A 12,779-nucleotide genomic window follows, 5' to 3' on the forward strand; every position below is an offset into this window, starting at 1 on the left:
TTCTTGAGGCCAGATCAATGGTTGAGACAACGCAGTGAACTGCTTGGGCGAACCTCGTATCCCGCCGCCGCAACGTTGCATCTCACGGCTTGCGGCCCGCCCGTTGGGGATTTCGCGGCTGGCCTGAAGGGTTTTGTTTTCGCCAGCGCTCCCAGGGCACATTGCCTCCAGAGAATGCCTCGGCAAGGCTAAGCCGGAAAGCCCGCACCCTTTGTGGCATGTGCCTTGCCGTTGGCGTGACGGCATGAATCGGCAACGTGGGTGTTGCGTACTTGGGGAGCACTTGTACCAGTGCACCTCGTTCGAGGTGGGAGGCAAATGCAAAACTTGGGCCGTACGCAATGCCCAAGCCAGCTGCGGCCGCTTCGGCCATCATTTGCGTGTTGTTCGTGACGAATTTGTATGGATCGGAAATCGCTGTGACCTTGTCCCCAGGTCCCTCGAACGACCAGGGTGCTGTCGATACCGTGCCCAGGTAGCCAATCCGAACATGGCTGGCGAGTTCGGCGGGAGACTTGGGTGTCCCGCAGCGCGAAAGATATGCCGGAGCCGCGCAAGCGATCAGCGAGCAACTTGATATCTGCTGGGCAATCAATTCAGAATCCTTGAGCTTGCCTATGCGAATGGCAATGTCAACGCCCTCCTCGATGAGATCAACGAATCGATCCTTTAGTTGGACCTCGACTTTCACCTCTGGGTAGTCGTTCGAGTAGTCCGCGATGACGGGCGCCAGAAAGGCAGCCCCAAACGTCACAGGAGCGGAAACCCTTAGCGTTCCTCGTGGAGTGCTTTGCGTGGCCGCTACTTCGTGATTGGCCTCTTCCAGTTCATCGAGGATTCGCTTGCACCGAGGCAGGTAGAGCACTCCTGCGTCCGTCAAGGCAAGCTGGCGTGTCGTGCGCTGGACGAGCCGCGCGGGCAGGGCATCCTCGAGCGCCGTCAAATACCTGCCAGCCATCACGGAGGAAAGGCCAAGCCGACGAGCCGCCCCGGCAATGCTTCCTTCCTCGACCGCCGCGACGAACACTGCCAAGCTCATCAGTTTGTCCATAGAACTACCTACTGTGAATACATATTGCGAAAATTATTAGTCATATTATCAACTGCTCGTAGGTAGATAACACTTCCCTTCACGAGGCTCTCGCAGAGTGCGCAGCGCCGAGAAACACAAGGGGGGAAGAATGAAAGTAGTAGCTAGCGGTTTGTCCGATGCACCTGCATCCGGCGATGGGATCAGCGGCCTGACGGATGTCGGCCCTCCCTGCTCTTTGGAAGCAGGAGATGCGAAGGCCCGCGAAGGTATGGCCTGTTGAGTTGAGGAGACCTATCGTGAGTCAGCTCGATTTTCAGGGTATTGGTGCCATGGGGACCCTTGTGTGGGGCGCGGGAAATTGTGGGGAGCTTGGGCGTCTTGAGAAGGTCCAACTGATCGGCAATCTTGCCTACGTTCAGGTGCGCGAGGCCGTGGATGGATTGCGACAGCACTTGGGCTTGCTGCGGCCAACCGCCACTGTGTTTGACGACCTTTTTCCGCCCCGGTGTGCCCTCGTTGATGACGCGCTGCAGTTGGCCCAGGAAACGCACGAAGAGGCGCTGCTGTTTCATAGCTGGAGGACGTACTTCTTCGGCGCGATGTTGGCAGCCCATGAGCGCATCGAGTACGACCCTCCGCTCTTCTTCGCGGCGGCGATACTCCATGACGTCGCGTTGACCAAAGACCACTCGCCCCACTTGTGCGAGCGGTGCTTCGCCCTGAGCGGAGGCGATCGCGTTCGCGACTTTCTCAACGCCAAGGGGCACCCGCACGAGGTCGGAAGCAAGGTTGGCAACGCAATCGCCCTGCATTTGAACGGCTGGGTCTCCCGGAAGCGGCATGGGGCGGAAGCGCATCTCGTCTCGCGTGGGGCTGTGTGCGATCTGTTTGGTGCTGGCCGACGTCGATTCGCACAAGACACTCTTGTTCAGGTCTTGACCCGTTTTCCCCGCGATGGGGTGATCGAAGCGCTCCAATTTGAAGTCGCCAAGCATCGCCAAGATACGCGGGCCGCGGTCATGACCGGCCTTTCAGGTGGCAAGGCGCCACCAGATCCATTTCGCAACGTACCTGGCCGAAGTTGACCAAACCGCTCACGTGTAGCTGCTGCAAGTTAGGCCGGACCTTTTGAGCCTCAGGTACTTGGGGGCCAACCGGTGGCGACCCGCTTCGGGCAAGTCAGAGGTCTCCTCCAATCCTGCGATCACCGTCCCCTTTTTTTAACGAGGCATCATCATGGGAATCACGCATCAAAAGTACAAAGTTGCTGTTGTCCAGGCAGCTCCGGTATGGCTTGATCTAGACGCCACCGTAGACAAGACGATTCGGCTGATCGAGGAGGCCGCTACCAACGGCGCCAAGCTGATCGCCTTTCCCGAGACCTGGCTTCCGGGATATCCGTGGCACATCTGGCTTGGCGCGCCCGCTTGGGCGATCGGGCGTGGATTCGTCCAGCGCTACTTTGACAATTCCCTGTCCTACGACAGCGCTGGCGCCGAGCGTATTCGCCTCGCCGCCCAGGGGGCGAACATCAACGTCGTGCTGGGTTTGAGTGAGCGCGATGGCGGTAGTCTCTACATTGCGCAATGGCTCATCGACTCCAATGGGAAAACCATCGCCAAGCGCCGTAAGCTGCGGCCGACGCATGTAGAGCGCACGGTGTTTGGAGAAGGTGACGGGAGCGATCTGGCCGTGCACTCCCGACCCGATATCGGGCGCCTGGGCGCGTTGTGCTGTTGGGAGCACATCCAACCGCTGACCAAATACGCCATGTTCGCGCAGAACGAACAAGTGCACGTGGGTGCCTGGCCCAGCTTCTCCTGCTATGAGCCTTTTGCGCATGCGCTTGGATGGGAGGTCAACAACGCGGTGAGCAAGGTTTATGCGGTCGAAGGCTCCTGCTTCGTGCTTGGCCCGTGCGCGACGGTCTCCAAGGAGATGGTCGATGAACTGTGCGACACCGAAGACAAACACAACCTGATCCATGCAGGTGGCGGTCATGCGGTGATTTACGGGCCTGACGGCAGTCCGCTGGCAGCAAAACTGCCGGAGGACCAGGAGGGCTTGCTCTATGCCGATATTGACCTGGGAGCGATCGGGGTTGCCAAGAACGCAGCGGATCCGGTGGGCCACTACTCGCGTCCCGATGTGACGCGGCTGCTACTGAATGACAAGCCCGCCCGGCGCGTGGAGCATTTCAGCTTGCCGTTGGAGGTAGCGGCGGCGCACATCGACTACGTCATCGAACCCGAGCCGCTCAAGTAGGCGATGCCAGCAAACAACTGACAGCCAGTTTCTTCCCTTTCGACAGAAAGATATGGAGTTCTCATGAAAATCCTTGCCACCCTTTTCCCCAAGTTCACCGCTATCGACCTGATCGGTCCGGCGAACACCTGGATGTTCATTCCGAACGTCGAGATACAACTCGCTGCAGCAAAGCCTGGTGCTGTGCCAACCGACATTGGCCTGACCATCAACGCCACGCACGATTTTGAGACGTGTTTTCAGGAGCCGGACGTGCTCCTTGTGCCAGGCGGCGGAATTGGGGCCTTTCAGGCCCTGCAGGATGACGAGTTCATAGACCAAGTAGCGCGACTCGGTGCCAAGGCGGGATGGGTCACGAGCGTGTGCAACGGCTCCCTCCTGCTGGGAGCGGCCGGATTGCTTCGTGGGTACAAAGCTGGCTGCCATTGGTACTCCCGCGACTACCTGCGGAAGTTTGGAGCCGAGCCGCTGGCTGAACGGATCGTGGTGGACCGCAACCGCGCGACTGGCGGAGGGATGACGGCAGGGATCGACTTTGCCCTCAGCATGATGGGCCGTTGGGGTGGCGAGCCCGCCGGTCAGTTGGCCGAACTGTGCCTAGAGTACGCACCTTGCCCACCTTTCAAGACCGGACTGCCCGATCTGGCGCCGCCGGGTGTGCTCGCCATGGCGAACGAAATATTGGCCCGTGAGATGCCGAACTCCGTTGCGGACGAAACGGCGAAACGCCGTGGTTTTGTGGGTTGAGCGGGGCAAGGCTGCTATGGAGCCTATCTTGAGTAGGGGGTGAGTGCCGCCATGGCGGCGTTGTCTAGGCCCCGTTTTTATCTAGACCGCGAGTACCGGTAACCTCAACGCTCCCTTGCTCTGCCCCCACCCCGCCATACCCCGGATACACCGTACCCGCTGCGTTCAGCGCCGCGCCTTCCTGCCGTTCCTTTTCCATCTGCTCTACCAGTTGTTCGCGCCCCTCGCGCGCCACGGCGAGGTACTTGGCGCGGTCTTTGTGGTGTGGGTACATGCGGTCGGACAGCGCAATGTTGTGCTTGCGAAAGCGCTCTGTGACGGCGGTGGCCTGGGTGGCGGGCATGCCCATCAGTTCTAGCACCGTGCGGGCGCTGTGCAGGCTGGATTCGAAAAGTTCGCGCTGCACCAGCGTTACGCCCAGGTCGCGCAGCTTGTTCCAGTGGGTGATGTCGCGGGCTCGGGCCACGACTTGCAGGTGGGGGAAATGTTCGCGCGCGAGCTTGGCGATCTGCAGGGATTGTTCGGCGTCGTCCACCGCCACCACCAGGATACGGGCGTGCTCGGCGCCCGCGATGCGCAGCAGCTCCAGGCGCGTGGCGTCGCCATAGAACACGCGGTAGTTGAAGATGCGGGCCACTTCCAGCATCTCCACGCTGTGGTCCAGCACGGTGGCGGGGATGCCCTGGGCCAGCAGCACGCGCGAGACGATCTGGCCGTAGCGGCCAAAGCCCGCGATGATGACGGGCGCCTCTTGCGGCTCGGAGATTTGCTCGGCCTCTGGCGCGTCCGTCTTGAGCCTGGCGTAGCGGCGCAGCAGCGCGCGGTCGAGCGCCACGAGCAGCAGCGGGCTGATGAGCATTGACAGCGCCACGGCGCCGATGAGCAGCGAGGCGGTTTCGGCCGGAAACACGCTGGCGCCCGCGGCTGTCTGGAACACCACGAACGCAAATTCGCCGCCCTGCGCCAGCAGCAGCGTGAACACCGGGCGCTCTTGGTAGGGGATGCCGACGATCTTGGCCAGCGTGTAGATCACCACCGCCTTGACTGCGAGAAAACCGACCACGAGGGCGGCCATGAGGCCGGGCGAGTGCATCAACACGCCGAAGTCGATGCTCATGCCCACGGCGATGAAAAACAGCCCGAGCAGCAGGCCCTTGAAGGGTTCGATGTCGGCCTCCAGCTCGCGCCGGTACTCGCTGTCGGCCAGCAGCACCCCGGCGAGGAAGGCGCCCAGCGCCATCGACAGCCCCACCAGCACCATCAGATAGGCAATTCCCACCACGAGTAACAACGAGGCGGCAGTAAAGATTTCGGGTGTGTCGCTTTTGGCGATCCAGCGCAGCACGGGGCGCAGCAGCAGGCGCCCGCCCAGGACGATGGCGGTGATCACGCCCACGATCTTGGCGGCCTCCAGCGCCACCTCGCCGGGGGTGTGGGCAACCGCGCTCCCGGCGCCAGCGGTGGCGGCGCCCAGCAGTGGCAGCAGGGCCAGGATGGGGATGGCGGCCACGTCCTGGAACAACAAGATGGAGAAGCCCGCTTGCCCACTTTGTGTGCGCAGCAGGTTGCGCTCGCCCAGTACCTGCAGCGCAATTGCCGTGGACGACAGTGCCAGGCCCAGGGCGCCCACCAGGCTCACGCGCCAGGGCAGGCCCGCCAGCGCGCCCAGCCCGAACAGCACGGCCGCGCAGCCCAGCACTTGGGCAGTGCCCATCCCGAAAATGGGGCGGCGCAGTGCCCACAGGCGGCTTGGCTGCAGCTCCAGTCCCACTAAAAACAGCATCAGTACCACGCCGAACTCGGCAAAGTGCAGGATGTCCTGCACGTTGCTGACCAGGCCCAGGCCCCAGGGCCCGATGGCGATGCCCGCCGCCAGGTAGCCAATGATGGCGCCCAGGCCCAGCGCCTTGGCAATGGGCACGGCCAGCACCGCCGCCGTGAGGTACAGAAAACCGTAGGTGAGCCAGTTGGGGGCGTGTTCCATAGAGAGGCAGGCGCGGGCGTCGCGTGAAGGAAGGTGGTATCTCAGGATTCTGGCATTGCCGCAGCGAATCGGCTGCGCGCGGGTCATGTCTGTGAATGCTTCGATTTTGATAGCTGCTGGCGCGCATTGGTGAAGCGCTGGCGGCTATTTTTGTTTAAACCCTGGCGGCGGCACCTTAAAATGTGAGCCCTTCTTTCTTCTTTGCTCACGGATACGGTGACCCATGGACTTGCAGACCTGGCTGGCTTTTTTTGCGGCATCGTGCCTGATCGCGGTGTCGCCGGGCTCGGGGGCCGTGCTGTCGATGAGCCACGGCCTGTCGTTTGGCGTGCGCAAGACGGGCGCCACCATCTTGGGGCTGCAACTGGGCCTGCTGCTGATCTTGCTGATCGCCGGTGCGGGCGTGGGCTCGCTGCTCTTGGCGTCCGAGGTGGCTTTCAGCGTGGTGAAGGTGCTGGGCGCCTGCTATTTGATCTATGTGGGCTTTAACCAGTGGCGCGCGGGTGATGCATCGCCCGTGCAGGGCGATGATCAAGAGGCGGCGGGCACCTGGCAAAAGCGCTGCCTCACGGGCTTTTTGACCAATGCCACCAACCCCAAGGGCATCATCTTCATGGTGGCCGTGCTGCCCCAGTTCATGACCGACACACGCCCGCTGTGGTCGCAATTGGCGGTGATGGCCGCCACCACTGTCGCAGTGGACGTGGTGGTGATGCACGGCTACGCTTTCGGTGCCAGCGCGCTGCGCCGCCTGATGCGCAGCGCCCGCGCGGTGCGGGCCCAGAACCGCGTGTTCGGCGGCCTGCTGATGGCGGTGGGCGCGGGGCTGTTCTTCGTCAAGCGCGGCGGGCAGCACGCCTGAGCCGGGCCGGTGGCGTATCAAATTTGATAGCTGCTAGCGCTTGATGAATAAGCGCTGGAGGCTGATTTGACTTGTATTTTCATGGGCGCAGAGATGCCAAGGAGCTTGTCATGCCAGTAGTTGTTGTCGCCAATCCCAAGGGCGGCGTGGGCAAGTCCACGCTGTCTACCAACATCGCGGGCTACTACGCCAGCCAGGGGCACCCCGTGATCCTGGGCGATGCCGACCGGCAGGAGTCCGCCCGGCTGTGGCTGAGCCTGCGCCCGCCAGCGGCGCGCCCCATTGGCGGCTGGGACGCCAGCTCGGACGTGATCAGCCGCCCGCCCAAGGGCACCACGCATGCGGTGCTCGACACCCCTGCGGGCCTGCACGGCTGGCGCTTGAACGACGCGCTCCGGCTGGCCGACAAGATCATCGTGCCGCTGCAGCCCAGCGTGTTCGACATCTTCGCCACGCGCAGTTTTCTTGACCAACTGGCCGAGCAGCGCCATGCGGCGGGCGTGCAGGTGGGCATCGTCGGCATGCGCGTGGATGCGCGCACCAAGGCGGCCGAGCAGTTGCACCACTTCGTGGACAGCCTGGGGTTTCCCGTGCTGGGCTATCTGCGCGACACGCAGAACTACGTGCACCTGGCGGCGCACGGCCTCACTCTGTTCGACGTGGCGCCGGGCCGTGTGGCGCGCGATCTGGAGCAATGGCAAGGAGTCTGCACGTGGCTCAATGCGTGATTTGCAGCCTGCGGGAAAACACCTGTCCCGCGCCAGACATCGGGCACTCTGTGGCGGCGCTACATTGCGGCCATGAAAATCTTCCGCTCTTATTCCGAAGTCAGCGCCTGCGTGGGCCAGGAGGTCGCCGTGACCGACTGGATCACCATCACGCAGGAACAGGTCAACCTGTTTGCCCAGGCCACGGGCGACCACCAGTGGATCCATGTGGACCCGGAGCGCGCCAAGGCCGGGCCGTTTGGCGCGCCCATTGCGCATGGGTTTCTCACGCTGTCGCTGATCCCGCAGTTCTTCGACGCGGGCCTGAGCATCGAGGGCGCGCGCATGGGCGTGAACTACGGGCTCAACAAGGTGCGTTTTACCGCGCCGGTGCCGGTGGGCAGCCGCCTGCGTGCGCGCCTCACGCTACAGGCCGCCGAGCCGATTGCGCCCGATGGCATGCAGATGACCTGGCTGGTCACGGTGGAGCGCGAGGGCAGCGACAAGCCGGTGTGCGTGGCGGAATCGCTGGCACGCAATTTCGGCGCTCCGGCATAGAAGTGCAACCCCCTGAGCGGCTGCGCCGCTTCTCCCTTCTCTCGAATGGCTGCGCCATTCGGGAAGAGGGACGCCGCCAGCGCGGCGGGGCGGCCCTTGCGCGGCGGCCGCTGGCTGGGGGCGTGCGTGTTCCGTCGATGGCTCCGTCGCTGAGTGTTGGTGTTGCTGCGCAGGAGGCCTGAACCATGGACCGCCTGCAAGCCATGAAGATTTTTGCGCGCGTGGTGGAGGAGGGCGGCTTTGCCGCCGCCGCCCGCGCCATGGACATGTCGCCCCCCGTGGTCACCCGCATGGTGGCCGAGCTGGAGCAGCATCTGGGCACGCGCTTGCTGCAGCGCACCACTCGCAAGCTCGCGCTTACCGACGCGGGCGAGGCCTATCTGCAGCGCGTGCATGCCATCCTGCACGAGATCGACGACGCCGAAGCCGCGGCGGCGGCCAGCACACGCGACTTGCGCGGCACCGTCCGTATCGTGGCGGCGCCGGTGCTGGCCACCAATTTTCTGGCGCCTATGGTGGCGGTCTGGCACGAGAACTTTCCCAAGCTGCAACTGGATATCAGCATCGATGCATTCGCGTCGGACCGCGTGGACGAGTTCGATGTGACCATCATGGTGGCGGGCGAGGACTTCGATGCCAACATCGTGGCGCGCCCCATGCTGAAAGGGGAGGCCATCGTGGTGGCCTCGCCCCAGTACCTGAGCCGCCGGGGCACCCCGCAAGAGCCGCAAGACCTGGTGCGGCACGACTACCTGCGCGACTCTGGCGTGGCTGCACGCTCGCAAACGGGGCCAGGACGCAAGCTGCGCCTGCAGTCGATCGACGGCAGCCTGCCGGTGCAGGAGGTGGATGCGCCTGCGGTGTTGCAGTCCGTCAGCACCGAGCTGCTGCTGCGCGCCGCCGTGGACGGCGTGGGCGTTGCCGTCACGTCGCGCCTGCTGGCCGAAGAGCATCTGGCGCGGGGCGAGCTGGTGCATGTTCTGCCGCAGTGGATCTATTCCCGCTACACCGTGTACGCCGCGATGCCGTCGGGCCGCATGCTGCCTGCGCGCACCAAGGCGTTTCTGGATTTTCTGACCGAACAGGTGCGCGCCTCCCTGGCCGAGCAGGGCAAGTAGGCCCTTGGTGGGGTGCGCGGCGCCCTCAGCCGAGCTGCGCGAACCCGCTGATGATGGTGCCCTCGGGCTCGGTGGTGATCTGGCCGTCGGGCATGGCAAAGCTGTTCTGGCGCCAGGCCTCGAACACTGTCACCGCCACCGCGTTCGACAGATTGAGGCTGCGCTGGCCTTCTACCATGGGCAGACGCAGGCGCTGCGCTGGCGGAAACCCCTCCCGCAGCTCGGGAGGCAGCCCCCGGGTTTCTGCGCCGAACACCAGCCAGTCACCCGGCAGAAAACAGGTGGAATGCACCGGCTGCGAGGCGTGCGTGGTCATGGCGAACATGCGCGCCGCATCGGGCTGCGCATCGCGCAGGAAAGCCGTCCAGCCTGCGTGGCGCAGCACCCGCGTGTATTCGTGGTAATCCAGCCCCGCGCGGCGCATCAGCCGGTCTTCCATCGAAAACCCCAGGGGCTCTATCAGGTGCAGCGTGCAGCCGGTGTTGGCCGCCAGCCGGATGATGTTGCCGGTGTTGGGCGGGATTTCGGGTTCGACGAGGACAATGTGGAACATGCCCGCTATTGTCAGCGTGCCCGGTATCCATTGGGCAACTGCTGGTAATCAAAAGTTTCTTGCTTGGGCGCGAGCCCTTCATTCCAAGGCCGTGCGCGCCAGCACCACCACCGTGACGTGCGCGACACCGGCCTCGCGCAGTGCCAGCGTGGCCGCATGGGCGGTGGCGCCCGTGGTCATCACATCGTCCAGCAGCACCACACGCTGGCCGCGCAATGCGTTGGCGCGTGCGGGCTCGACTACAAAGGCGCCCCGCAGATTGCGCAGCCGCTGGGCACGCGGCAAGCCGCTTTGCGCCTCGGTGACGTGCAGGCGCAGCAGGCTGTGCCCATCGGCCTTGGCGAGCGCCAGGTGCCGCGCCAGCAGGGCCGATTGATTGAAGCCGCGCTCGCGCAAGCGCTCAACGGACAGCGGCACGGGCAGCAACCGGTCGGCCGCCTCGATGGCGGGCTCCACCCAAGGGGTGCTGCGCAGCAAGGTGGCCAGCGTACCGGCCCATCCGGGGTCGGCGCGGAACTTGAAGTCCGCCAGCACGCCCGCCCAGGGGTAGGCATAGTCCACCGCCGCCAGGCAGGCGTCGAACAGGGGAGGGTGCTTCAGGCAGGCCCCGCATACGCCAACCCCATCGGGCACACGCAGCGCGCAGCGTTGGCAGCGGCTGGCGGGCTGGGCAAACCGCGCCGCGCAGGCGTTGCACACCCGCTGCGACGGCCATGTGTGGCACACGGCACACTGGCTGGACACGTGGCCCGCCAGGCTCCGCAGGCGGCGCGAAAGCCCTGACCATCCTTTAAAAAGCATGAATCAATATACTCGCGCGGTCCCCTGAACCGCCATGTCCTCCGAGCGTCCCCCCACCATCGATCCCGTTGCCGCTGCCCGCTGGCAGGCCGCCGCACCCGCCGTTTCACCATGGCTCCATGAAGAAGTCGCCCGCCGCATGGAGAGCCGCCTGCAGTGGATTCGGCAGGCGCCGCAGGCCTGGTGCCACTGGGACGCACTGCGTGGCGGGCTGCAGGCACACGCGCTGGTGAGTGCCCGCTACCCCAAGGCACGCAGCCAGGTGTACGAAGCCTCCGCCCACTGCGAGCGCGTGGCCCGCGAGGCATTGGCCAAGCCCTGGTGGAACCCCGCCCGCTGGGCCGCTGCCAGCCCACAATGGGGCCTGCCAGCCGATGCCAGCGTGCAAATGCTCTGGGCCAATATGGCGCTGCACACTGCGGCAGACCCTGAGGCCCTGATCGGGCAATGGCACCGTGCGCTGGCGGTGGACGGCTACCTGATGTTTTCGTGCCTGGGGCCGGACACGTTGCGCGAGCTGCACGGGGTGTATGCGGCCCTGGGCTGGCCCCCGGCCGGCCATGCCTTTACCGACATGCACGACTGGGGCGACATGCTGGTGCACGCCGGCTTTGCCGAGCCGGTGATGGACATGGAGCGCATCACACTCACTTTTGCCACCCCCGAGCGGCTGGTGCAAGAGCTGCGCGAGCTCGGTTGCAACCTGCACCCTGATCGCTTTCCCTCATTGCGCGGACGGCGCTGGCGAGAGAAGCTCTACCAGGTGCTGGCCGAGCGGCTGGCCGATCCACAGCAGGGAGGCCAGTTGGCACTGACTTTTGAAATCATCTATGGCCATGCATTCAAACCCGCGCCGCGTGTGCGCATGAGCCCCAGCAGCGCTGTTTCGCTGCAGGACATGCGCTTGATGTTGCACAAGGGTGGCAAAGAAAACTAAGCGGTCGCTCTGTGTCAATGACATGGAACAAGGCACGCTACAATTCGGGGTTATTGAGATTTCGGGCATCTTCCCACGCAAATTTGCAGGCTGCGCCTGCGGTGCCAAAGGCACCGCGCACGGTGCACCAGCAGTCTTGTGAGCACTACCGGTGACGGGCTTGGTTTTTCGTTTTGCCACGGTGTCGGGCCAGCGCATTGATTGGCGCCTCGTCCGCAATCGCTCGGTCACGCTGGCGCAGTTGGGGTGGATGTATCTGTCCTTGTGTCTGGTGTCCCTGGGTATTGCAGCGTGCTTCTGGATGCTGGGCGCTCAACGGGTGATGCCGTTTGCGTGGCTCGAAATCTTGGCTTTAGGGATTGCATTCGCCATGTACGGTCGCCATGCGGCGGATGGCGAGAAGATTTCACTGCAAGGCTCACGCCTGGTGGTGGAACTGGAGACGGCAGGCCGCCTGGAGCGCGCAGAGTTTGACCGGAGCCGGGTTCGCGTAGAGCCCAAGACCGGAGACCGCTCGCTCATCATGCTGTCTGCGCAGGGCCGATCCGTTGAAGTGGGGCGCTACGTGCGCCCCGAACTTCGACCGGCCTTGGCATCGGAGATCCGCATGGCCTTGCGCGCAGCCTGACCCCACGCAGGCGCACGCAAGGGATTGGTTAAATTGAGGCTTAGAAGTAAGTGAGAACTATGAAGAGCATTTCCAACAAGCTGGCTTCTCTGCTGCTGATTGCCGGTGCATGGGTGGGTAGTGCAGCCCATGCCGTTCAGGACCTGCCTGGCGGCCCTGCAGTCAACCAGCTGAACTTGCATCCCCCGGTGACAAAAATTGCTGAAGAACAGCACTTTTTGCACTGGATGATGATGATCATCTGCACGGTGATCTTTGTTGCAGTGTTCTCCGTGATGTTCTACTCGATCTGGAAGCACCGCCGTTCCAAGGGCGCCAAGTCGGCCAACTTCCACGAGTCCGTGACCGTGGAAGTGGTGTGGACGATCATTCCGTTCCTGATCGTGATCGTGATGGCCTTGCCTGCGACCAAGGTGCTGGTGGCCCAGAAGGACACCACCAATGCCGACCTCACCATCAAAACCACGGGTTACCAGTGGAAGTGGGGCTATGACTACCTCAGCGGCGAAGGCGAGGGCCTGGCCTTCATCTCCACGCTGGACAGCAGCCACCGCGTGATGTCCGACAGCGGCAACGTCAAGGACGC

14 protein-coding genes are annotated in these 12,779 nt (G+C 63.8%); 10 read left to right on the forward strand and 4 right to left on the reverse strand.

What is annotated here, in order from left to right; translation table 11 throughout:
* Positions 1-82: 82 nt before the first annotated feature.
* Positions 83-1,051 carry a LysR family transcriptional regulator gene (locus tag Q0105_RS11470; RefSeq protein ID WP_298211827.1) on the reverse strand — a complete coding sequence of 323 codons (969 nt, stop codon included), beginning with the start codon at positions 1,049-1,051 and terminating at the stop codon, positions 83-85.
* Positions 1,052-1,329: 278 nt separating this feature from the next.
* On the opposite strand from Q0105_RS11470, the gene Q0105_RS11475 reads away from it, so the two are divergent.
* From Q0105_RS11475 to Q0105_RS11485, 3 genes are all read left to right on the forward strand, one after another.
* Positions 1,330-2,118 carry an HD domain-containing protein gene (locus Q0105_RS11475; RefSeq protein ID WP_298211828.1) on the forward strand — a complete coding sequence of 263 codons (789 nt, stop codon included), beginning with the start codon at positions 1,330-1,332 and terminating at the stop codon, positions 2,116-2,118.
* Positions 2,119-2,269: 151 nt separating this feature from the next.
* Positions 2,270-3,298: a carbon-nitrogen hydrolase family protein gene (locus tag Q0105_RS11480; protein WP_298211830.1), complete on the forward strand. Its 1,029-nt coding sequence runs from the start codon at positions 2,270-2,272 to the stop codon at positions 3,296-3,298.
* Between the two features lie 63 nt (positions 3,299-3,361).
* Entirely contained in the window at positions 3,362-4,045 is a 684-nt protein-coding gene (locus tag Q0105_RS11485; RefSeq protein ID WP_298211832.1) for a DJ-1/PfpI family protein, read from the forward strand.
* 64 nt (positions 4,046-4,109) lie between these two features.
* Here Q0105_RS11485 and kefC read toward each other — a convergent pair whose 3' ends face one another.
* Positions 4,110-6,029: a glutathione-regulated potassium-efflux system protein KefC gene (kefC, locus tag Q0105_RS11490; RefSeq protein WP_298211834.1), complete on the reverse strand. Its 1,920-nt coding sequence runs from the start codon at positions 6,027-6,029 to the stop codon at positions 4,110-4,112.
* A 223-nt stretch (positions 6,030-6,252) separates the two neighbouring features.
* Here kefC and Q0105_RS11495 point away from each other — a divergent pair, with 223 nt between their 5' ends.
* The 4 genes from Q0105_RS11495 (at position 6,253) to Q0105_RS11510 (ending at position 9,274) form a co-directional block, all read left to right on the forward strand.
* Entirely contained in the window at positions 6,253-6,891 is a 639-nt protein-coding gene (locus Q0105_RS11495; RefSeq protein WP_298211837.1) for a LysE family transporter, read from the forward strand.
* 110 nt (positions 6,892-7,001) lie between these two features.
* The gene (locus tag Q0105_RS11500; RefSeq protein ID WP_298211839.1) at positions 7,002-7,619 is read left to right on the forward strand and encodes a ParA family protein; all 618 of its coding nucleotides are present in this window, start codon (positions 7,002-7,004) and stop codon (positions 7,617-7,619) included.
* Positions 7,620-7,691: 72 nt separating this feature from the next.
* Positions 7,692-8,156, forward strand: a complete 465-nt coding sequence (locus tag Q0105_RS11505; protein ID WP_298211841.1) for a MaoC family dehydratase — start codon at positions 7,692-7,694, stop codon at positions 8,154-8,156.
* 185 nt (positions 8,157-8,341) lie between these two features.
* Complete coding sequence (locus Q0105_RS11510) at positions 8,342-9,274, forward strand: LysR family transcriptional regulator (RefSeq protein WP_298211843.1); 933 nt, start codon at positions 8,342-8,344, stop codon at positions 9,272-9,274.
* 25 nt (positions 9,275-9,299) lie between these two features.
* On the opposite strand, the gene Q0105_RS11515 is transcribed toward Q0105_RS11510, so the two are convergent.
* Both Q0105_RS11515 and Q0105_RS11520 read right to left on the reverse strand, forming a co-directional pair.
* Entirely contained in the window at positions 9,300-9,827 is a 528-nt protein-coding gene (locus Q0105_RS11515) for a tRNA (cytidine(34)-2'-O)-methyltransferase (protein ID WP_298211845.1), read from the reverse strand.
* Between the two features lie 78 nt (positions 9,828-9,905).
* Complete coding sequence (locus Q0105_RS11520; protein WP_298211846.1) at positions 9,906-10,628, reverse strand: phosphoribosyltransferase family protein; 723 nt, start codon at positions 10,626-10,628, stop codon at positions 9,906-9,908.
* 34 nt (positions 10,629-10,662) lie between these two features.
* Here Q0105_RS11520 and Q0105_RS11525 point away from each other — a divergent pair, with 34 nt between their 5' ends.
* From Q0105_RS11525 to Q0105_RS11535, 3 genes are all read left to right on the forward strand, one after another.
* Positions 10,663-11,565, forward strand: a complete 903-nt coding sequence (locus tag Q0105_RS11525; RefSeq protein ID WP_298211847.1) for a biotin synthase — start codon at positions 10,663-10,665, stop codon at positions 11,563-11,565.
* Positions 11,566-11,716: 151 nt separating this feature from the next.
* A complete protein-coding gene (locus tag Q0105_RS11530) occupies positions 11,717-12,193 on the forward strand; it encodes a DUF2244 domain-containing protein (RefSeq protein WP_298211849.1) in 477 nt (158 codons plus the stop codon).
* 59 nt (positions 12,194-12,252) lie between these two features.
* A partial coding sequence (locus tag Q0105_RS11535; RefSeq protein ID WP_298211850.1) for a cytochrome c oxidase subunit II occupies positions 12,253-12,779 on the forward strand: 527 nt, incomplete at its 3' end.

The organism is Acidovorax sp., assembly GCF_027492855.1.
In the GTDB taxonomy this organism is placed as follows: Bacteria; Pseudomonadota; Gammaproteobacteria; order Burkholderiales; family Burkholderiaceae_C; genus Acidovorax.